14 protein-coding genes are annotated in these 23,192 nt (G+C 52.1%); 4 read left to right on the top strand and 10 right to left on the bottom strand.

From position 1 onward, the window contains the following. Positions 1-106: 106 nt before the first annotated feature. From CLV60_RS26275 to CLV60_RS26295, 4 genes are all read right to left on the bottom strand, one after another. A complete protein-coding gene (locus CLV60_RS26275; protein ID WP_106598378.1) occupies positions 107-1,564 on the bottom strand; it encodes a RagB/SusD family nutrient uptake outer membrane protein in 1,458 nt (485 codons plus the stop codon). A gap of 18 nt (positions 1,565-1,582) precedes the next feature. Then, the gene (locus CLV60_RS26280; protein ID WP_106598379.1) at positions 1,583-4,828 is read right to left on the bottom strand and encodes a SusC/RagA family TonB-linked outer membrane protein; all 3,246 of its coding nucleotides are present in this window, start codon (positions 4,826-4,828) and stop codon (positions 1,583-1,585) included. Positions 4,829-4,985: 157 nt separating this feature from the next. Further along, complete coding sequence (locus tag CLV60_RS26285; RefSeq protein WP_106598380.1) at positions 4,986-5,864, bottom strand: DUF1684 domain-containing protein; 879 nt, start codon at positions 5,862-5,864, stop codon at positions 4,986-4,988. 831 nt (positions 5,865-6,695) lie between these two features. Then, positions 6,696-7,376, bottom strand: coding sequence for a DUF3800 domain-containing protein (locus tag CLV60_RS26295; RefSeq protein WP_106598382.1), 681 nt, complete (start codon positions 7,374-7,376; stop codon positions 6,696-6,698). A 209-nt stretch (positions 7,377-7,585) separates the two neighbouring features. On the opposite strand from CLV60_RS26295, the gene CLV60_RS26300 reads away from it, so the two are divergent. From CLV60_RS26300 to CLV60_RS26310, 3 genes are all read left to right on the top strand, one after another. Continuing rightward, on the top strand, positions 7,586-8,434 hold the full coding sequence (locus tag CLV60_RS26300) for an AraC family transcriptional regulator (protein WP_106598383.1): 849 nt from the start codon (positions 7,586-7,588) through the stop codon (positions 8,432-8,434). A gap of 82 nt (positions 8,435-8,516) precedes the next feature. Beyond that, a complete protein-coding gene (locus tag CLV60_RS26305) occupies positions 8,517-9,854 on the top strand; it encodes an amidohydrolase family protein (RefSeq protein ID WP_106598384.1) in 1,338 nt (445 codons plus the stop codon). 669 nt (positions 9,855-10,523) lie between these two features. After that, on the top strand, positions 10,524-11,852 hold the full coding sequence (locus CLV60_RS26310; protein WP_106598385.1) for a DUF6055 domain-containing protein: 1,329 nt from the start codon (positions 10,524-10,526) through the stop codon (positions 11,850-11,852). A gap of 42 nt (positions 11,853-11,894) precedes the next feature. Here the strand turns inward: CLV60_RS26310 and CLV60_RS26315 are convergent, their stop codons facing one another. The 5 genes from CLV60_RS26315 to CLV60_RS26335 form a co-directional block, all read right to left on the bottom strand. Then, positions 11,895-13,538: a glycoside hydrolase family 32 protein gene (locus CLV60_RS26315; protein WP_106598386.1), complete on the bottom strand. Its 1,644-nt coding sequence runs from the start codon at positions 13,536-13,538 to the stop codon at positions 11,895-11,897. Between the two features lie 66 nt (positions 13,539-13,604). Next, positions 13,605-15,077, bottom strand: coding sequence for a DUF1501 domain-containing protein (locus CLV60_RS26320; protein WP_106598387.1), 1,473 nt, complete (start codon positions 15,075-15,077; stop codon positions 13,605-13,607). Positions 15,078-15,084: 7 nt separating this feature from the next. Beyond that, on the bottom strand, positions 15,085-18,381 hold the full coding sequence (locus CLV60_RS26325) for a DUF1553 domain-containing protein (protein ID WP_106598388.1): 3,297 nt from the start codon (positions 18,379-18,381) through the stop codon (positions 15,085-15,087). Positions 18,382-18,509: 128 nt separating this feature from the next. Then, complete coding sequence (locus CLV60_RS26330; RefSeq protein WP_146151593.1) at positions 18,510-19,514, bottom strand: DUF6242 domain-containing protein; 1,005 nt, start codon at positions 19,512-19,514, stop codon at positions 18,510-18,512. A 127-nt stretch (positions 19,515-19,641) separates the two neighbouring features. Further along, positions 19,642-20,262 (bottom strand): HD domain-containing protein, encoded by a 621-nt coding sequence (locus CLV60_RS26335; RefSeq protein WP_229211138.1) that lies wholly within the window; start codon positions 20,260-20,262, stop codon positions 19,642-19,644. Between the two features lie 118 nt (positions 20,263-20,380). Here CLV60_RS26335 and CLV60_RS26340 point away from each other — a divergent pair, with 118 nt between their 5' ends. Then, a complete protein-coding gene (locus CLV60_RS26340) occupies positions 20,381-22,036 on the top strand; it encodes a TonB-dependent receptor (protein ID WP_106598391.1) in 1,656 nt (551 codons plus the stop codon). A gap of 4 nt (positions 22,037-22,040) precedes the next feature. Here CLV60_RS26340 and CLV60_RS26345 read toward each other — a convergent pair whose 3' ends face one another. Beyond that, on the bottom strand, positions 22,041-23,051 hold the full coding sequence (locus tag CLV60_RS26345) for a hypothetical protein (RefSeq protein WP_106598392.1): 1,011 nt from the start codon (positions 23,049-23,051) through the stop codon (positions 22,041-22,043). Between the last annotated feature and the right edge of the window lie 141 nt (positions 23,052-23,192).

Genomic DNA, 23,192 nt, shown 5'->3' on the forward strand with positions numbered 1-23,192 from the left:
ATCTTGCCCATGTATTTCTAATGTCGTAATTAAAAATACAAAAAAGCCCTCGTTCTACATAGTAGAAAAAGGGCTTTTGCTTTTGGGTCACCCTCTTGAGATTCCGCTAGTCCAGCAGGAGTTTGTTGGTGATGATCTCCGTATTGGGTAATGGAAATACATAGTTCGTTTGCGAAGGCACCACTTCCGGCGCTACTAAGCCGTTGCCTGATTTGGCCGGGAATGGTGCCAGGTTACGCAGAATATCAATCGAGCGCAGCCCTTCGCCAAGCAGCTCGATACGGCGCTCTTTGAGGATCGTCGATACCAATGCCTGCTGCGTACCGGTTGCCTCTTTCGGGAACTCGTAGCTCGCGTCGGAGCGGTTGCGCACGGCTTTGAGTAATGCCGTGGCCGTAGCCAAATCGCCTGTCCGGGCTGCCGCTTCCGCGTAGTTCAGCAATATTTCCGAATAGCGAAGTATGGGCAGGTAATCCAGAAACGGCGATGGTTTCGCATATTTGGTGAGGAACTGCACGCCCGTTGCCGTACGCGCAAATGTGCGCCGGAGATCGTCGGCGCGCCATTCGGGTTCACCCCAAATGCCGGTCGGGTTAAGATTATACTCCGAGTTGGCGTTGATCACGTAGGGAAACGACGTTTGCCCGGTCACGTTGTCGAGCTCGGTCATGGGCACCGACAAAATCGACTCCGTGCTGGTGTAATTGGTCGTAAAAATCTCCACAATGCTGCCCAACTGGTGCTTCACACCCGTAGCCGCAGCGAACGGCGGCACGGCGGAAACGATCTTTTTGGCTTCGCTGATCACCTTCGCATATTGTCCGCTATTGAGATACACCCTGGTTTTGAGTGCAATAGCCGTGTTGCGGTGCGCCCGGGTGGTATTGAGCAATGCGGTGCTGTAATTCAAGGGCAGGTCGGCTTCGGCTTCGTCCAGGTCTTTGATAATCTGTGTGTAAATCTCGGCGACGGTGCTCCTTTTCAAATCGTTGTTGGCGATAGTGGTTTCCGCTTGCAAACGCAGCGGCAGTGCTTTGGAAGCGCCCTGATCTTCATTATAAGGCCTCGCATAGGCGGTCACGAGCGCGAAGTAGCTCAATGCCCGCACGAATTTTGCTTCGGCTACATATTGTTTCGCCAACGTTTCGCTCACCACACCCGGGTGCTCGCCGATACCCTTGATGAGGATATTCGCATTGTTGATCGTTTCGTAACCCGATGCCCAGAAACCCGCGATGAAATTGGAACTCGCATTCAGGGTGTGGTTCCACGCTTCGAAAGCGGTGAACGTGTTGCTGGTACGGTTGATAAACTCCTCGCCCCGTACTTCCGAATAGGTGTAGTAGTTGCCGCCGTAGAAGTTGCCGCCTTTGGCCGATTTATAAATGCCATTCACAAGCCCGAGCACGCGCTCCTGCGTTTCGAAGGCATTGGCCCCGGTAATGGAAGTCTCGGGAACGGGATGCAGCAGCTGGTCGGAATCGCAGGACGGCAATAGCAATGCAAATGCCACAGAAAAGCCCCAGCCGATTGATTTACGGCCTATTTGATTGAATATTTTCATGATTGAAATACCTGATAATTAGAAACTGAGATTTACCCCGAGCGTGAACGTCCGCGCCTGCCCTACCGAGTTCTTTTCGACACCCGGCGTGGTGTTGGAATTACCATTCACGGAGGATTCGGGATCGGTACCATTGTAGCCCGCCAGCAGGAAGAGGTTCGAGCCCTGCGCGTAAATGCGCACAGGCCCGATGCCCGAGTTTCCGAACGCCGAAGCAGGCAAACGGTACCCCAGCGAAAGGTTTTGCAGGCGCGGGAAATCGGCCTTCTCCGCATTGGTCGACACCGGGAATGACGAGCCGCTCGAAAGCTGGTCATTGTAAACGAGCCTCGGGATATCCGTTATATCACCCGGTTTCTGCCACCGTTTCAGGATTTCGGTCGAATTGTTGTAGGCGCGCTGGTCGAGCAGGGTCGCGCGGGTGCCGTTCATGACGTAGTTCCCTCCCGCAAATGTCAAATTCACAGAGGCATCGAACGCGCCGTATTTGAAGGTATTCGAAAAACCGCCGTACCACTTCGGCAGCGCATCGCCGATGAGGTAATAGTCGGCGCCGGTAATGGCTGCCGCTTTGGAACCGTCAAGGTAAGTCCAGTTGCTTTCGCCGGGGCCGACGATCTGGCTGTACTGCACCTTCTCGCCTTTGGCATTAATGAATATCCTCCGGCCGTTTTCAGGATTCACTCCCGCCGTTTTAGCGCCATACAAGCTACCCACCGAATGCCCCACGCGTGTCACGTTCGTCGTTTCGTAGGATACATGCGTAGTGCCTACGATATCGGTATTGCCGTCCGACAACCCGGTTACCTTGTTTTTCAATTTCGTGAAATTGACCGACGCATTCCACGAAAACTCACCTGAGCGGATGATATTCGCCGAAATACCCAGCTCCACGCCCCGGTTGAACATCGCGCCCACATTCCGGAGGATCGAATTACCCGGAATACCTTTTGAAATAGCCTGCGGAGCACTGAGGATGAGGCCGTCGACATTGTTGTCAAAATAAGTGAAGTCCACCTGAACGCGGTCGTCGAGCAGGCCAAGATCGGCGCCGATGTTGGTCTGCCGGCTTGTTTCCCAGCCGAGATCGGAGTTACCGGCCTGCGAAATCGCCCATGTAGGCGAGCTGCCGTACAAGCCGCCGTTATACAGTTCGAGCGAGCCGAATGCATTGCTGATATTGCCGTTTCCGACGCGGCCCCAGCTCGCACGCAGCTTCACCGAACTCAGCACCGAGGCCAGCCGGAGGTCTTTGTAAAATGCCTCTTCCGACAATGCCCAGCCGCCCGAAACGCCACCGAAATTCCCGTATTTCTTGTCAAAACCCAATGCCGAGTTACCATCGCGACGGAAATTAACCGTCAGGAAATACTTCTTCGCCAGGTCGTAGCTCACACGTGAGAAGTAGGAAAGGTAGGCGCGCTCGTCGAGTTCGTTGCCGGAGGTCGTAATGGAACCCCAGTTGCCCTGGTAGTTCTCAAAAAACGGGTCGGCCCCCTGGGAACGCGACGCGCCCCAGGCCGAGTTATTGAACTTCTGCACGTCATACCCCGCCAGTACCGACACCGAATGCTTGCCGAATGTGGGCGTAAAAGTAAGCGTGTTGGTCCAGTTCCAGTTGTCGCGCAGCGCCGAAACGTTGATCGCATTGCCTTTGGTCGAATAGCCATTGCCCTGTAAGGCGCTATCGAAGGTTTTGGTTTCGGTACGAAGGCGGTCGATGGCATAGCTGGTCCGGAATTGCAGGTTTTTCAAGATCTGCGCCGTTGCCGCGAAACTGCCGATTATGCGATCGTTGGACGAGGTATAATGGTTTTTGTCCAACTGTGCCACCGGGTTACCCCAGTTGCTCACAACCTGGTTATTGCCCATCCCGATCGTGTTCGGGCTCGTGGTACTGATGTTGTACGAGCCATCCGGATTGTACGCCGGTACGTTGGGAGGCAATGCAATAGCCAGCCGCGCCAAGCCCACGAGAAAGAAGTTGGAACCCGGCAACGACCCGGCGTAGGGCGATGCGTTGTTGGAGGTGTTGTACGAAACACTGCCATTCAGTTTCAGCCAGCGGTTCACCTCCTGGTCGATATTGAAGCGGGCCGATTTACGGTCGAACTCGTTAGCCCGCAGGAAGCCGTTCTGCTTGCTGTAATTGGCTGAAAAATAATACGTAGTACTTTGCGTACCGCCTGAAACACTCAGGTTATGGTTTTGTGAAACGCCGGTGCGGTAAATGTAGTCGTACCAGCGCGTGTCGATCGGCGTGCCGTCGGGGTTCGTATTTTGGAAAAACAATGCGGAAGGCACCTTGTCATTGTTTTCATTTCCGCCCAAAATCTTTGCGTTCAGTACCGCTTCATTCTTGATGGCGATGTATTGTTCGGCATTCAGCAGTTCGGGAAGCCTCGTTACCTCCGACACACCAGCCCACGATTCGAGGTTGACTCTCGGCTTGCCTGTCTTGCCTCTTTTGGTCGTGATCAAAAGCACACCGGCAGCCGCGCGGGAGCCGTAAATGGACGTCGAGGCGGCATCTTTCAGCACATCTATCGACTCGATATCGGCCGGATTGATATCACCCAGCGGGTTGTTCGGCACGGCGGTGCTCGTGGAAACGTTACCGGTGTTGATGGGAATGCCATCCACGACCACCAACGGATAGGAACTCAGCGAAATGGAGTTCACACCCCGGATACGGATCACCGGCGGGTTGTTGAGCACGCCGTTCGGTTGGGAAATGCTCACCCCCGCCGCACGCCCCGCGAGCGCCTGGTCGAAACTCTGGATCGGCTGCTCCTTAATCGCCTCACCCTTCAAGCGAACCGCCGAACCGGTAAATTCCGACTTCGTTTGCGTGCCGTAACCCACCACCACCAGTTCGCTGAGCTGGCGCGTATCGGCGCTCAGCTCGACGGCGATTTGCGTCTGTCCGCCAACAGCCTTTTCAATGGAAGCATACCCAATGAAAGAAATCACCAGCGTGGCATTTTCGGGGGCAATCAATTGATATTTACCGTCCTGATCGGTAATAGTGCCATTGGACGAACCTTTGACAATCACCGAAACGCCGGGCAGCGGCTGGCCGGACTCCTTGTCGCGTATCACGCCCGATACGGGCTTATCTGCCCGCACGAACGCCGGGGCCAAGGGACGGGCGGCATAGGTCTGTTCCGGCGTCGCCAGCCCGAGCATCAGCGCCGCCAATGCGATCCGGCCGGCATTACCGTATTGATCTATACGTAAGCTCGTAAAGTAAGGTTTTATCATGTTCAAATGGATTTAAAAGTGTTCTGGGAGTGAAAAAAGGGATGCAAAGGCAACACCGTCCTGTCCGGGCGCCCCGCTGAAAGCAGGGCAGCCGGTTAAGGGCAGCGCACAGGAGTGTTGGTTGTAATGTTGGAAGAATCCGGGGTTAACGCACCGGTCAGTGGTCCCCGTAACGCTTCTCGCCCGCCGAAACGGCCAGCGTCAGCTTGTTCTGTTTCGGAGGCAGCGGACAGGTTGCGTACGGAGAGAATGCACAAGGCGGATTGATGGCTTTGTTGAAATCCAACCATGCTGTGCCGTCAGCCTCGACGGAGGAATACAGGAAGCGGCCGGAGCCGTAAGTTTCGTGCTTGTTGGTCTGGTCGGCGAAGATGATGAACAGGCTTTCGGGCTTGCCCACGGCGTCGAGGTTGTACTCCTTGCCATCGACATTAAATACGAGCTTGCCCGGCGAGACCTGATTGTCGGTACGACCGGTAATGTCGGTAATCGACACCGTGCGGCCCTGCGTCGGCACAAAACGCGCCTTAACCCGCCATTTTTCCTGCACGGGGTACCTTTCAATGCCTGAAAAACCTTTCAGGTATTCGCCTTCCAGGTCGCGCAGGCGGATCGCATACTTCTCCCCCCGCTTGATCACAAACCACCGCAGCGGGCCATGTTTCAATGTAACGGGCTTGCCGTCCGGGAAAATATCCAGCTCAGTTACAGGCTGGTCGCCGTTGAAGATTTGCGCGTCGGATTTTGCTTTGAGCGTGATCTTGTCATTTTGAAGCACAAATTCCCCCAAAAACGCGTTGCTTTTGCCTTCCGGAAACAGAATATCGTTCTTTTCCGCGCTGCCAAAAGTGTTGCTCCCCTCTTTCAACCAGAACAGCCCGGCCAGGTTCAGCCAGCCCGATTCCGCTTTCAGGCTCTCTACGCGTTTCTGATGCCAGTCGCGGATCTGCTCTTCGTAAGTATTGTCGGTCGCGGTAAATGCGGCCAAAACCCATACCGCCGCCAGCCCCAGTAGTTGATAAACATGCCTTTTCATTTTCAGGTGTTTGTTAAGTGACACATACGCTTTCCTCCACCGGGGATGTCCTCGGCGTATCAGGATTCGCAATTTTGGTGGTGGCTGGTGCACAAAATTAATTAAACTATTTAGTCTACCAATTTAATAGTTTATTATTTTAAAAAATTTTATTTTACTTGAAGAGTGTGGTAATGATTGGAAGATACAAGCAGTTGATAATACCACATTTTCCCGGTATCTTTGAAATGCTCATTCTGCCATCCTTGGAGAAAGGAGTTTCGAAGCCCGATACATCCAGACATGTACCGGGCTTTGCGGTTAGTATATCTTAGGCAATCTCTTCTTCAACTTGTTGTTGATCTGTTTTAACCCACCCGGCTCGTTCAGGTAATAGGCGGTCAAAATGTAGTAATCCATCAGAGATCGTTGAGGTTCCAAAATTATTACGTACTCATTTCGAACGTCATAAACATAGGTTCTGATCTTATCTCTTCCAGCGACCCGATCTTCGAAACTAAACACCTCTATCGATGTCGGACTAGATTCACACAGATGGTGTTTAATCCAGTGCAGTCTTACTGATCTATACGTCTCGAAACTCCTGCTGCCGAGTGTCTTTCCATTGCTATCCTTGTCTTCGCGGGTCGTCAAGTGCCGGAAGGCCGTGTCAAGGGATGCTTCACCATCTTTCTTAATAGGTCTGATTTGTCTCCTTCTGAATGCCAGCGTGCCGTCAAAATCCCGGTCAAAAATCCGGCGCAAAGATTGCGACCTCATTAACTCGGATAAATGGCCTACTTCAAGCAAGTTGTCATAAATCTTTGTGAGGTTGTGTGGCATGAGTGGTAATCATTTCAGATCAATAAAGAACAGATTGAACTTGTCTTCGCTTTTTGGAGTCGAGTGATTAATCGGCCCATTACACATCGTCTCGATAATATCAACCAACCGGTTCTTAGCCTCAACATTTCCCCTGCCTCTCAATGCGTAATTGATTGCACCAATAATCAGATCCGTTAGCTGCATGAACGAACTTTCGTGTGATCTCATAAACTGGAAATTCTTTATCGCTGCATTCCAGTGTAGCATTTCTTTCAATCTTGCCAGTTTCCGGTGACTTCTCGTGTCTTTAATGTCACAATACACGTTGTAGATATACGATAAATTCATTTTGTGATGAAGTAGCTGATAGTACATTCTGAAATAAAAGTCATCATGTGTAAAACCCGGTCTTGTTTCGTCTATTTGAGATTTATCGATAATCACAGCCCTGAAACACATCGACGAATCGAAGAAAAATTTCAAAAGTTCTTCGTACAGCGGGAATGCCGATTCAGATACTTTTGACCATTTGGTTTCACCCTTTTTTCTGTGTGTAGATCTAATATGCCTCAGTTCGGCCTTGTAACGCTTTACATCATTGGAACCAACTTGTACGTAACCGATCAGCATATAGCGCATTCCATCGTAGGGAAGATGACTGCTTTCATCGCAAAACAAGTTGAAGGTCTTCTTATCGTCGATAGTCATGTCCTGATGATTCTTAGTCAGAGTAAATAAAAGTCGCTATCTGAGCGACTTAACTGCGACAAAATTAGCAAACCCCAAAAACATTTTCAGAACCGCACAAGAACGCAATCCTAACGGAAGATAAATACTATTTGACGGCTCCAAACCCTCCTTTGACCTTACAATAAGAACCGGGAACCCCCTTGCGGCATTTTTTGTAATTTCAACCTATGAATACTAAACCGGCGTTTCCTACCCTTGGCATCGATGCTTTCGACTCTTCTGCGGAGTCGGGTTACAAGCTTTTACGCCATGAGGTCGATGGGAAGAGCCGGATCGAGAAGCCGCACAAGCACGATTTCTTTATGCTTTTTGTGGTGAAGCGGGGCGGCGGCACGCATTCAATCGACTTTGTGGATTACCCTGTTGTCAACGGGCAGGTACATTTGTTGTTTCCGGGGCAGGTACACCGATGGGAACTCGACGAAGCTACGTCAGGGTTTCAACTGATGGTCGGGCGGCGTGCTTTCGAGACTTCTTCCAACTTTCTGCGCCTGTCGTTTATATCCTACCGGAACCACCAGGTGATCGATCTGCCGCCGACGGTTTTCGAGGCATTGTGCTACGAGCTGGAAGCCCTGGAAGGCGAGCTCGGCACCGCTTTGGTGGATTGGGATATGGTACAACTTCGAAGTCGGGTGGCCTTGCAGCTTGTGAGCCGTGAAGCCGAGCGCATTTACGAGGATATCGGTACCTACCGGGCCAACCCGATCCTTTTCAAGTACCACGCGCTGGTAGACGCGCATTTCAAGACGCACAAGACCGTCGCATTCTACGCCGACCAGCTCAATATTTCACCAAACTACCTTAATATTCTCTGTAAAAGGCACTTGCACGTACCGGCTACGTTCCTGATCCATAACCGGGTCGGTCTGGAAGCGAAGCGTTTGCTGTTGGTTTCGGGCCAATCGGCCAAAGAGATCGCTTTTGAACTGGGGTTCAGCGACCTTCCTCATTTCTCCAACTTCTTCAAGGCACAGACAGGTTTATCACCCCGCGCCTTTCGAAATTCGTTATAAATCCTACAAGTTTTGGGATAAATACCGCATCGTTTGAACGTGGCGCCGGGGTTAACTTTGCATAAACCTTAATCCCAGGCATATGGAGTCCATTTCCCGCAAAACGTTCATTCAAAGTTCCGGTCTGTTGCTGGCAGGCGAAATACTCGTCAAAAAAGCCGGGGCATTCGCTTCGGGCGCGACCCAACCGACCGAAACCGGCAGCAAACCTGTGAAGAAATGGATGCTGAAAAACGTGCGCCTGGAAACGGGTTTTGTGTATGAAGACGGTGAGGTTATCGCGACCGAAACCGGACTTTTCCGCGTCGAGATCGAAGGTGGGAAGATCAAAGCCGTGTTGCCTAACGACCCCAAAGCCGATGCGACCGATGCCAAAGGGCAGCTGATGCTGCCGGCGTTCAGGGATATGCATATTCATTTGGACAAAACGTATTACGGCGGCCCCTGGAAAGCGCGGCTGGCTAAAAACCGTTCGGTGAAAGACATGATCGCATTCGAGCAGAAAGAGCTGCCCGAACTCCTGAAAACATCCACTTACCGGGCCGAAAAGATCATCGAGCTGCTGCAATCGAAAGGCACGAATTTTGCGCGGAGCCACGTCAATATCGAGCCGACTTCGAAGCTGGATTCATTGAAAAACCTGCAAAAAGCAATTGAAAATAAGAAAGATAGTTTCGGGGCAGAGCTCGTCGCTTTTCCGCAGCACGGGGTGTTCTACTCGCATTCAGAGCAATGGATGAAAGAAGCGGCTGCGATGGATATCGACTTCATCGGCGGTCTCGACCCGAATGCCATCGATGGCAGTGTCGAGAAACAGATCGATTTCATCGTCCAGCTCGCACTCGATCACGGCAAAGGCATTGATATTCACCTGCATGAAGGCGGTGAACCGGGTTTAAAAACGGTTGAATACCTGACCCAGAAAGTCATTGAAAATCCGGCACTGGCTGGTAAAACATTTCTCAGCCACTGTTTTGTGCTGGCCCGGCTCGAAAAACCCAAACTGGAAGAAGTATCTGAAAAACTCGCACACGCACGTGTAGGTGTAATTTCCACGATTCCGTTCGGGAGTACCATTATGCCCATCCCGACCCTCTACCGCCATGGCGTAACCGTCATGACCGGCAACGACAGCATCGTGGATCATTGGAACACATTCGGGTCCGGGAGCGTGTTGCAGAAATCGAACCTGATGGCGCAGCTTTATGGCCAGTCGACGGAGCTGGACCTGTCGCGCTGTCTCAAACTGGCTACCTGCGGTATTCTGCCGCTCGACGAAAAAGGAAAACAGCAATGGCCCAAGGCCGGTGACGAAGCGAGTGTGGTGTTGGTAGATGCGAGTTGCTCGGCCGAGGCTGTTGCCCGTATTTCCCCGGTGAAAGCGCTGGTGCATCGCGGGAACCTGGTTTATCGGAACTGAGTGGTGGTCGGGAGGTGGTCAAGTATTGTCATTTGTTGTCAGGGGGAGTCAAGTATTGTCATTTATTGTCATTTGTTGTTAGGGAGTCAAAAGTAATCAGGGGTGGTTGAAACCTACCGGACGGGAATAAGATATTGATACAATGCACTACCGAAATCGCGTAGCGATGTAATGTAGGTAGCAACCAAACCGAAAGAGATATTCGCAAATGCCGTCAGGCATGTAACCGCAAAGCATTGTTGTTGCATGCCTGACGGCATTTTGACGTCGCGGGCAGAACGCATTTTCTACCAATGTTGCATGCCTAACGGCATTTGTCTCCAACTTGACATCACCTGACTATACCTCACTACACCCGACAACACCTGACAACACTTGACCATACTTGACAAAACCTGACCACACCTGACAAAACCTGACCACACCTGACCACACCTGACAACACTTGACTACACTTGACCACACCTGACAACACTTGACTACACTTGACCACACCTGACCACACTTGACAAAACCTGACCACACCTGACAAAATCCAACCCCAAGCCCCAACCTACTGTATATTAACCACTTCATTACCTATTTTAGCAGATCAGGCGCAAGATCGGGCAAGTATAGGTGAAAGGATATATTTTGCAATATCAATCCTGAACTTCAAGCCAGCCGGTCATGAAACGCCACTACCTCCTGACATTCGCATTCATTGGAATACTCCTATTCCTTAACCAATCCCACAGCCACGCACAAACCAAGGAACTCTACATCCCTGCCAAGGCGATGCGGGTGCCCGATGGCAACGACTATAATAATACAGAAAGCGAGTTCAGCTACAAACGCATGGTGCAATCGGACAACATCGCCATTTTCTGGCACAAAGAGTTTGGCAATGACCCGATGGCTAATCCGGACTCTACCCGCCGCTTCGATGTCCGTAATGCCTTGCGGGAATGCGAACGGTTCTACGACTACTATGTCAATGATCTGAAAATTGTTCAAAAAGGCAAGTCGCTGACCGACCAATACAAAATGATCCTGTACGTGATCGGCGGCACGGAGCAGACGGCTTTCGGCGGGGGTGTCGAGAACAAGATCGGTATCCTCTGGACTCCGGCGGTACGGATGTCGAAAGCACCGTACGGTGCCCTCGCACACGAGCTCGGGCACGCATTCCAGTATATGTCACGCGCAGACGCACAGGCGGGCCCACGAGGGCCGGTGATGGAAATGTCGGCACAGTACATGCTCTGGCAGGTCTATCCCGAATGGATGACTTTCGAGAATTACCACTTCGTCAGTTACCTTAAAAAGACGCACTTCGCGTTCCTGCATCCGCAGAATATGTACCACTCGCCCTATGTGCTGGAATACTGGTCGGAGAAACACGGCAAGGAGTTTTTCGGGACATTATGCCGTTCTACGCAGGAAGGCGAAGATCCCGTCATGACCTACAAAAGGCTCAACAACCTCAGCCAGGATGCATTCAACGACGAGATGTTCGAAGCCGCCAGCCGTTTTATGACCTGGGATCTGAATAGGATCGAAAACGTGGCGGCGCCTTATGCCAACAAACATTCCACGAAACTTACGGCCCTTGAAAATGGCTGGTACCAGGTCGATTCACTGAATACCCCGCAGAACTACGGCTACAACGGCATTCGCCTTGCCGTTCCCACCTCTGGCAATTCAGTAACCGTTGATTTCGAAGGCATTGCCGGTGCAAAAGGTTACAGCGACGTAAAAACCGAAAAAGCGGGCTGGCGCTACGGTTTTGTGGCGCATACCAAAGACGGTAAACGTGTCTATGGAAAAGTCGCACGCGAGGCCAAGGGCAACGCCACTTTCAAACTACCCAAAGACACGCAATATCTCTGGCTGGTAGTCAGCGGCGCGCCTACCGAGCATTGGCCGGTCGCGTTCGGCAGACAGGCTGCGCAGCAGAAGGAGGAGCAGTGGCCGTACAGGATTAAAGTGACAGGAACCACTTTGGCTGAAAAGTAGGCTTTCTATCAGGCTTGCCTCGACGCTCGGCGGATTCAGCATTTATTTCCAAGCCGACTCAGCCCTGTAAATCTCTAAATCCTTCACCTCGATCCGGTTGCCCCAGAAGTTCATCGTCTCTTTGGCACGTGCATCGGGTTTGCGTTGCAGCGAGTAGGAATATGCCCCGCTATCAATAAACACCTCGACGGTCGTGCGGTCGACGTAGATATCGGCGGTGATTTCCATGCTGGTCATATCCTCCGGCGAGTAAAACACGCCATTCACCAGGTTGGAATTCATATCGTAATCCAGTATCCGCTGGCCAAACAGCGAAAGCCCCGCGCTGGTAGCGTGCGAAAGTTTGATCGTGGTTTTGATGCGGAATTGGTCCGGCGACAGGAGCGATTTCAATTTCGCATTTGCTTCCGCCTCGGTCAGCGACGACCATTTCCCGATGCTGTTGAAAAGCTGTTCCGTTTCCTTCACTGGCCGGCTGGTCAACCGCAAGCCATCTTTGGTAGTCCTGAGTTGCAGTTCGGTAGGAAGCAGCATCATACCGTTGAACGGCATTCCGGCATGCGACACCCGGCCCCAGCCGATCTGAATACGGCGCGGGTCGGTTTCGGGCATGTTGGTGAAAGTTTGCGCGGCATAAATGCTGCCCGTGGTATAATAATGTTTACCCGATTCCGGCTTGAAGGTCTTCCCATCAAATGAGCCGATCATATAGCTGGCGGAGGCACCGTACATCACCCATTTGGTTTTGCTTTTGTTACCGTCAACCGGCAGTTCGAACAGGTCGGGGCATTCCCAGAAGCCGGTCAGATGGCTTTGAAACTGCCATTCTTTCAGATTTTTGGAGGTATAAATGGAATGGCCGTCGCGTTCGTTGAGTACCATTACCCAATGCTTTGAAGGCTTGTACCAAAACACCCGCGGGTCGCGCGTGTCTTTGCTGTTCCATTTGGCCTTGGAATCAATCAGCGGATTCTTGCCGTATTTGGTCCAGGTACGGCCTTTATCGAGACTGTATGCCATGCATTGCACCTGCTTCTCCGGGTTATCAACCGTAAAAAAGGCGACCATCGCCGGTGTATTTCCTTTGTTGAAACCCGCCGTATTCTCATAATCGATGACGGTGGAGCCCGAAAACATGGTACCCATCGAATCCGGCGACAAGGCGGTAGGTAGCTCCTGCCAGTGCACCATATCCTTACTTACGGCATGCCCCCACGACATATTCTCCCATTCGCGTTCGTAAGGGTTATGCTGATAAAAAAGATGGTATTCTCCATCGTAGAATATCATGCCATTGGGATCGTTGATCCATCCGCGGCGGGTCGTAAAATGGTATTGCGGACGGTTCCGCTCCCGGTACATGGAATCTTCACCGGCGATACGGTCGTCCTGTGAGATTTTCGCCAGGCCATCGGCCTTGCCGTCGTAGCTGACCGCGATCGTTTGCCCCTGCAAGGCAGCCATATCACAAAACACCCAGTAATCGGGCTTGCCAGAGGCCAGTCGTATTTTGAACGACCGTTCCAGTTTACCATTTAGTCTAAATTGCATGGTACCACGGTTGTCCGATTGCGACACGGGAAGGTTCAGGTAGCGCTTCGTAATCTTGATCGAATGGTCCTGAGCGGAAAGCAAATGGCTGCCCAGCACTAAGGCAAAGGCAAGGATTCTGAGTTTCGGTTTCATTGGCTTATCAATAGTCACGAACTGGAAGCACTTTTGATACCATATTTACTTAAACTAATAGCCTCATCACGCGATCAGCCCGTTGATCACCTTGCCGTGCACATCGGTAAGCCGGTACCGCCGCCCCTGATGCTTGAACACCAGCTTCTCGTGATCGAGGCCGAAGAGGTGCAGCAATGTCGCTTGGAAATCATGCACATGCACGCCATCTTTCACGACATTGTAGCTGAATTCATCCGTTTCGCCGTACACCTGCCCGGTTTTAATGCCGCCGCCGGTCATCCACATCGAAAAGCAACCGGGATGATGATCGCGGCCGTAGTTGTCGGCGGTGAGCTTGCCCTGCGAAAAGCTCGTACGGCCGAATTCCCCGCCCCAAACGACGAGCGTATCTTCCAGTAATCCCCGCTGTTTGAGATCCTTCACCAATGCAGCCGAGGCCTGATCGACATCCCTGGCCTGTTTTGCAATGTTTTTGGGCAAATCGCCGTGCTGGTCCCAGCCCATGTGATAGAGCTGGATAAACTTCACGTCGCGCTCGGCCATACGCCGCGCGAGCAGGCAGTTTGCTGCGAATGTTCCTGGCCTACGGGCATCTTCGCCGTACATTTTGTAGATATAATCGGGCTCGCCGGAGGTATCCACGGCGTCGGGTACTGACGTCTGCATTTTGTACGCCATTTCATATTGGCTGATTTTCGACTGTATTTCCGGGTCGCCCCAAAGCGTAAACTGGTGCTCATTCAGTTCCTTAATGCGGTCCAATGCACGCCGACGGTCTTCCTTATGCACGCCATACGGGTTTTGCAAATACAGCACCGGGTCCTTCCCTGCCCGTAACTGCACACCCTGGTGATGCGACGCCAGGAAGCCGTTGGCCCAGGCCGCGGTACTCAATGGCTGGTCACCGCTGACGCCTTTGGAAATCAACACCATAAAATGCGGAAGATTCTGGTTATCGGATCCCAGCCCGTAGCTCAGCCATGAGCCCATCGACGGCCGCCCGCTTTGCTGCGAGCCTGTTTGCACGAACATCACCGCTGGTTCATGATTGATGGCTTCCGTAAACACCGATTTGACAATGCACAAATCATCTACAATACCAGCCGTGTAGGGTAAAAGCTCGCTCACCCACGCGCCCGACTGTCCGTATTGTTTAAAATCATAAATCGATTTGACCAGCGGAAAGGTCGATTGCCCTGCTACCATTCCGGAGTTCCGTTGCGTCGATTTAATCGAATCCGGGATTTCCTGCCCGTGCCATTTGGCTAATGCAGGCTTGTAGTCAAATGTTTCGAGCTGCGACGGCCCGCCGCTTTGGAACAGATAAATAATCCGCTTCGCTTTCGGCGAAAAATGCGGCCCGCGGACAAACGGGGCGATGGCCGATTCAGCACCTTGTGCCTCCTCCTTCCGCGCACCGGGAGAGGTACCAGCCTGTAAAATGCTCGAAAGCGCAATGGAACCGAACCCGAGGCCGGCCTTCGTGAGAAAGTCCCGGCGGTTGAGTTGCGTTAATACCTTTTTCAGATCTTCCATAACCAAGTTATTTGCGGGTATGCCCCTCGTCGGTATTCATGATTGAGCTGGAAACCGTCGCTAGGGCGGCTATTTCCTCCGGTTGCAGCGTCGCGTCCCACTTGCGCTCGCCTGTACGCAGGTATTCGAGCGCCTGCGCGGGCTTCGCTCGGAAACGCTTCAACTCGTCCGTATAAAACGCACGGAGTATCCGCTGCTCCGTATTGTCGGGCTTTCTACCCGTTATCAGTCTGAATGCCAAAGCCGTTGCATCCTGCCCGCCCGTTTTACACGTATGCAACACTTTCTCGGCCAATGCCCGGGCCGCCTCCACATATTGCGGGTCATTGAGCAGCACCAATGCTTGCAAAGGCGTGGCCGTAGCACGTCGTTTCACCACACATTCTCCGCGTTCGGGTGCATCGAATATCAGCATCGACGGCGGCGGCGAAGTCCGCTTCCAGATCGTGTAAAGGCTCCGGCGATACAGCCCTTCTCCGGGCTCCTGCTGGTATTTGTAACGCCACACCTTGTCGCTCAGCTCGTCCCAAAGGCCTGCGGGCTGATAGGGATAAACACTTTTACCACCAATTCTATTGACGAGCAATCCACTGATAGCAAGCGAGTTGTCTCGTATCATCTCAGCTGTAAAACGGAAACGGGCGCCCCTTGCGAGCAATGTATTATCCGGGTCTTTTTCAAGCAGTTGCGGGGTGGCTTTGGACGTTTGCCGATAGGTTGCCGAAAGCATGATGAGCTTGTGCAGCCTTTTGATATTCCAACCGGATTCCATGAAATCGACGGCCAGCCAATCGAGGAGCTCGGGATGCGACGGCAGGTTGCCCTGGTTGCCGAAATCGGCCGAAGAGCGCACAATACCGTTTCCGAAATGCATTTGCCAGACGCGGTTCACGAACACCCGCGCGGTGAGCGGGTTGTTTTTGTCGAAAAGCCAGCGCGCAAGACCTAATCTGTTTTGCGGAAATTTCCCTTCGAACGGCATCACCGCATCCAGCGCACCCGGCGTCACCCGCTTGCCGGGCGCATTGTACGCGCCGCGCGTGAGCAGGTAGGTAGGCCGCGGCTGGGGAAGGTCACCCATTACCATCAGTTCGGGAACGCTGTTGATCAGCGCGTTCTGCTCGTCCATTCTCACTTTCAGGCTGTCGCGCAGCATTTGAGCCTTTGCATTGAAATGCGCGTTGTAAAACTCCTTCACCATCGCCTTCTGGTCCGCAGAAATCTGTATTTTCAGCATTTCAGCAGCCTTTTTGGGGTTATGGTTATATAAAACTTCAAGAGCGGTCAGCGATTTGTTATAGATTTTCAACTCGTCGATCCCGCCGTCTTTGAAAGGAATGAGCAGGTTACGCTGCCCGACCATAAATCCCTGAAAGCCATACGTATGAATATCCTTTTCATACAAAATACCTTTATACAGATTATCAAAATCGACGGTGGTTTTCGCGGCTTCCCCATTCACATAAATCCTGGCGCCGGATGCTTTGCTCGAACCGTCGTAGGTGACGGTCACCTTCGTCCATTGCTTCATGGGTACGGGCGCGAGGGTGCTTACCTGAATGGCGTTCTGCGGGTAGGAATGCGCGATGATAAACTGTAATCTGTTGTTAGCGAGCCGTAATGAATAGCCTTTGTAACCCAACCGCAAATCTTCGCAATGGTAAAAAATACCGGCATCGGGATAGATCGTGTTCGGGTTGACCCACAGTTCAACCGAAAAAGGTTCGGTCCGCTCATGCCACCCGATATTATTACCGAGTTTGATGGAATTATAGTCCGACACAAAATAGGCATTGCCCTTTACGCCAGGTTTCAGAATGATTTCGCTGCATTGCGCCAGTTGTTTGGCATTAAGCGCATTGGGCATGACCGTCTTCCCGTCGCCCGTTTTGACGGCCTTTTCGAACGGATAATAGGCAACCATGCCCTCGCGGAGCGTCTGATCGAGCAGTTTTTCGGATAACACGCCCGTATTCTGCCACTTTCGCAGATCTTCCTCTGAATTGTCTTTCACAAGAGCGAGGCGGTTAGTGAGCCCGGTAATTTTCCGATCGAAAAAACGGAGCATTTCTTCGTTTTCCTTGCTGGTGAGTAACAATGCAGGGCCGGGCGTCTGATCGGGACCATAAACGGGACTTCCGGTTTCGTTGGTGCTGTTGAACAGCCCGAACATCTTGTAATAGGCTTCCTGGCTGATCGGGTCGTACTTATGGTCATGGCAGCGGGCGCATTGGACCGAGAGCCCCATAATCCCCTGCCCCAGCGTCTGCACGCGGTCGGCATTGTATTCCACGCGGTATTCCTCAAAGACGATCCCGGCTTCGGAGCTTTTCTTGTGAAGTCGGTTGAATGCGGTAGCCAGGATGGTTTCCTTGGTTTTGTCCGGCAAAAGGTCGCCCGCCAGCTGCATCGTGACGAACCGGTTGTAGGGAATATTACGGTTGAAGGCGCTGATCACCCAGTCGCGCCAGGGCGAGAAATCGCGGTGTTTGTCGTCGAGGTAACCATCGCTGTCGGCATACCGCGAAACGTCCATCCATTCGCTGGCCATCCGCTCGCCGTAAGCCGGCGATTGCAGCAGGCGGTCGATCAGTTTCGCATAGGCGTCGGGCGACTGATCGGCGACGAATGCGTCGATTTGAGCGAGTGTTGGCGGCAAGCCCGTGAGATCGAAGCTTGCCCGGCGGATCAAATCTTCCCGGCTCGCTTCGGGAGAAGGCGACAGCTTTTCCTTTTCCAGCCTCGCCAGAATGAAATGGTCAATCGGTGTGCGGGCCCATCCGGCCTGCTTCGGTTTGGGTACTGTGGGCTTTTCAGGCTTGATGAACGACCAATGCGGCTTGTATTTTGCTCCCTGTTCTATCCAGCGCGTGAGTATTGCTATTTCCTTTACAGATAATGCGAGATTGGAGGCAGGCGGCGGCATTTTCAAATCCGGGTCCTGCGAAATGAGCCGGTTGTAAACTTCGCTGGCGGCCAGGTCGCCGGGAACAATGGCGTATCGCGTAGCCCTGTGCCCGTCTTTCGCGTTTTTCAGCGCTTTGTAAGCACCTTCCTCTGTATCCAGCCGCAAGCCGCCCTTTTGCTTCTTGGCGTCAGGCCCATGGCAGGCGAAACATTTGTCCGAGAGAATCGGTTTGACATCATAATTAAAATCCAGCTCCGCGGGTACTTCCTTCAATGCGAGTTTCACTTCTTCGGGCTTTTCCACACCGCAGCGCGCCAGGACGAGCATGCCTGCACAGGCCGCAGCCGCCCACTTTCCCCACTTCAAAAAAGCAAACTTCTTCGCTCGTAACTTCATGGATTTCCTGTCTTTACGCTCCTTTCAGAAGTTAAAAGCCCGAATACCCTAATTCTTAGTCATATATTGTGATTAAAGTTTTTAATTTAATTTTTCCTATATCACCACAAGGCTACAATCTTCGTTTTTTATCTCTTTTGAAGCACCCACACATCGCCTTTCCAAACCGGATCTGCACCGGTGTGCTTGCCGCTGAATATCCACAGCTGATCGCGGAATACGACGCTGTTACCACCGCTGCGGACGCTCCAAGGAGCATGTTCGGCGTGGCGGAACCACTCGGCGCCGTTCGAAGAAAACCATACGTCGTTTAATGCTCCTTTGTGATGATCGGGATCGAGGTCGCGGCCGCCGAATACCCAGAGCCTGCCATCGAATACGTGCACACCCATGTCGTAACGCTTTTTCCAGCCGGCTTCCGTGGTAAGTTGCGTCCAGTTTTTACCGTCCGCCGAACGCCAGACGTCGGCCATTCCCTGTGCGCCTACCATATACAATGTGTCGCGCAACACTACCACCTGCGGCGAATCCCGTGGTGACCACGGTGCCTGGCCCGTTTCCTGCGTCCATTTCAGGCCGTCGGGCGACGACCATATATCATTTTTCATTTCGAGGGATTCGAAATCCCGCGATACCTTCGAAGTCCCGCCGAAAAGCCACAGTTTGTTTTTGAAAATCACCAGGGCGTGGCCTTTTCGCGGCCCCCATTTGCCGTTGGCGACTTTCTGCCACTCCGAACCATTGACGGAGTTCCATATTTCATCTGTAAGTTCCCGTTCCTTGTAGCGCATGCCGCCGGTCTGCCAGAGCTTGCCGGCGAAGTAAATGCCCGTCAACCAGATGCGCTCGCCCCAGTCGTTCTTTCCGTGGCGCGTCCAGGTAATGCCGTCTGCCGACGACCACGAGGCTTTTTGGCCTACCATCCAGAGGTTTCCATTCAATGCAACGTGCGGTACGAGTCCCATCGGGAATGTGCCGGATTTCCATTCGTACTGGTGCGAGCCATTTCCGGCCGGGAGGATTTCTTTCCACGTGTACACAGGCTTGAATGGCGCCAGCCCGCGATCACGGGTAAAGCAAGCCAATATCGACACCAGAATGGTGATAATGAGCAAGTTTCTGAGCGTTTTCATAACAGAGCATTTGATATTACCCAAAGGAAACCAAATACCTGCACCCGGAAAAAATAATGTAGACGAACCGTTGAAAACGTAGACCAACGCGCCGCTGGTAGCCAACCGGCGCGTTGCAAGCTACCGGTTACTTTTCCAGGATTCCCTTTTCTACACTTTCATTGATCACGCCTTCGGCATAGGCCCACAGCGCCTCGGATCCTTCTTTGATTACCTTCTTCTTCTCGTACACTTTCTCGTATTTCACCCCGAACTCGCGCCAGGTACCGCCGTTGTTGGAACTGTTTTGCAGGAGTGGTTCCAGGCGGTCCATAGACCTCGCAAATTTGGCCTCGCTCGTTTCGCCCGCTTCGAACTCTTCCCAAATGGCGATCAGCTCGCTCGCCTGCTCGGCGGGAAGCATCCCGAAAATCCGGTTGGCCGCTAAGCGCTCGTTGTCCGTGTTGGTGTGGCTTTTTTGGGTATCGTAAATAAACGTATCACCTGCATCGATCTCCACGATGTCGTGGATGAGCACCATTTTCACGACTTTCAGAACATCCACCGGCACATTGGAATGCCCGGCGAGCACGACGGCCATTACCGCGAGGTGCCAGCTGTGTTCGGCGTCGTTTTCGTTCCTGTCGCTGTTTAAAAGCTTGGTTTTCCTTTGAATGTATTTGAGTTTGTCAATTTCCTTAATAAACTCAACCTGTTTCAGTACATTACCTAAACCCATTACCTCTTTCTTGATAGTTTCGGAGGGCAAAATTACGAGGCAATTCGGTAAAACGGAAACCGGGCATCATGCATATGCGTACCATTGTCAGTTGTAACGCAAGTTTACTATTTTAGGTCCAAATAGTTGTACCCTCAAACAGCGGCGTATGTTTGATAGCGGATTTCATCGAACTTCCAGCGCATTGTCAGGTGCCCGGTTGCTGTACGGCTGCCTTTGGTTGCTTTTGCTCTTCCTGTATGCTCCATGCCATGCGCAGGAATGGCAGATCGCGGGCACCGTTTATGACGAAAACAGCCAGCGGTTGCCGTCGGTCGCTGTTTATATTAACAACACTTCCATTGGCACCACCACCGACAAAGCAGGCAATTTCCACCTCACTGTGCCTGCGCGACATCGAAAAGCAGAGCTCGTCGCCTCTTTTGTAGGTTACAAACCAGAAGTAAAGCAGTTACAGGCCACGCCAGGCCGCACCGCCAATGTGGTATTCAAGCTCGATCTGAACAACGTGATCAAGGAAGTGGTCATTACCGGAAAGCGCGACAGGCACTGGAACCGGAAATGGAAGATTTTCCTGAACGGACTGCTCGGCGACGCACCGTTCGCCAGGCAATGCAAAATCGTGAATCCCGAATCCATCACGCTGGGGCTCGACGAAGCCAGCGGACGTGTGACAGCGGCAAGCAGCGAGCCGGTCGTGATCGAGAATTCGGCGCTGGGCTACCGGATCCGCTTCCATATGAGCAAGTTTGAATCCAATGGAAAGAAAACTTTCCTTTCAGGGTATAAATTCTTTGAATCCTGGCTTGCCGAAGATCCTGACAAACAGAAAAAGCAACTTCGCAACAGGGAGATCGCATTTAAGGACTCATTCCGCAATTTCCTCGTTTTACTTTCCAGGAAGGACCTCGAAGCAGGCGGCATTGAAATGTTTGTAATGAAAACCACCCGGGAGTTTTACCTCACCAAAATCCCGCTGGAACGTGAGGTAACCAGCGGCAATTTTATGCCCGTTACCGCCGATTCCATCTGTTTTTTTGACCCAAACAAAGGGCATTATGTGCTGCATTCGAAGTATCCGGTGCTCGTCTTTCAGCGGAGACTTTTCAACAGCGCATCGGTGTTTTCGGATTATCCGTTCAAGTATTCGCAGATTGTCCTGCCCAATTTTGCCTGCACATTTACAGAAAACGGCTGGCTGGTATCCCCGAACGGAATCACCATTCACGATACCTGGGCGCGGGAAGGTTTCGCCGACATGCTTCCGATCGACTATCCCTTGCCCAAAGACCAAAGCGAACCGCGGCAAATGTCCGTGGCGCTGCTTCAAAATGCGGGGCAGGCAAAAGAACCCCCAAATACCGACTTGAAACTACCGGCCATCGAGGCCCAGCAGACGCTTCTGGATAAGGAAGGGCTTATACAACCGGTAGACAAAGCAGGCGATGGCCTGATCAAGCCGGATTATGTGCTGCCGGTAAGCGAAAGCGACAATTCCGGCACTGTTTTTGACTTACTGAAAAGAATTCCCGGCCTCCGCGTTACCTTCGATGCGGCATCCAATACATACAAAGTACATTTTATAGAGAACAACACGAATCTCAACGCGAGTACCAGCTTTGACAATACCGTCGCGCTCCTGCTCGACAGGGTCTTTTACAGCGGTGCCGACAGCGTGATCCCTATTCTCAACTCCCTCACGGTCCGTGATATTAAATCGGTCTCCGCGGTCCGGTATGGGAGCGCCGCTGCATTCGGAGCGCGGGGCGGTAATGGGGTGTTAGTGATCAACACCCATCCATAATTCATTAACCCATCAATTTCACCTTCAACTTGATCAGTGTGTTTCTGATCTGATGCTTGGTTCTGATGGCTTGCCGCTCCAATTTTAAAGCAAAAGGAATATCCTTTGGAATCAGGCTGTGGGACAGCAAATAGGCCTTCGCTCCTTCCTCCGAGTTTTTATACAAATCAAATTCGGTATCCGCGCGGTGCCCGCTTCCGTTGTTCGAGAACGGGGCGTGCTGCATGTGCGGCTCGAAGGGGAAATTGATAAACTTATAACCCCGGTTGAACAGCGAATGGAACCAGATTGCACCCCAGTCGGTGCCGTGCCAGCTTCCGCCAAAAGGCAGGATATCGCCGGTTGGGACTACGTTTTTGCGATAAACCGGCACATTCACCAGGCAGGCATATTCGTTCAGGCGGCACTCAGGCAGGGGATGAATGATTTCCCGGTCGATCAGTTTATAGTGGATCTGCGCGCGCGGCGGATTGTAGGTATCCACCAATTCTTTCAATTCCTCTTTGGTAGGCACAAAGTTTTCGAACCGGCTGCCGTCACAAAGTTTGGCAGAAAATGCGGGGCAATTCCAACATTGCCCTATCAGTCCTATTCCCGCGACGGCTCCCGGGGCAGCCCCTGCGCCGCCTTCCTTTTTTACCCTTTCGAGCATTTTGCCCAGCAAATCATCTTCATAAAGACAATCATTGTGCGAGAGGAACAAGAACTCTTTATCCGACTTTTCGAGCGCATACTGGTATTTCAGGCCGTAGCGCTTTTCAGGATCGGAAAGCCACGATTCCTCGGGGTTACCGGAATAATAAAAGTATTGCGGATATACGTATTCGATGGGCAGGTCTCTGAGGAAATATTTCAATAAGGGAACAGCATCGTACTGGTAATACGGCTGTATTTTCTCAATGACCAGGTAAATCTTATGAATGTGTTTGGAAGAATGTTTCCAAAGTGTCAGCAAGGTTACGGCAGTGTGGTACGGCTTTCCGTAGTAATTAATACAAACGTCAATTTGGTTCATGCATGCAATTTTTATTACCCGCCGAAAACGATAAGGTGCTATGGCTCACCGGGGCCACAAAGAAACAACTTTGAGCTGAATTTACGCGTATGGCCGCCTGGCGACTTGGCGGAAAGGTGCTCTCTACTCCACTCGTGCAAA

Origin of the sequence: Dyadobacter jiangsuensis, assembly GCF_003014695.1 — a bacterium.
Lineage (GTDB): Bacteria > Bacteroidota > Bacteroidia > Cytophagales > Spirosomataceae > Dyadobacter > Dyadobacter jiangsuensis.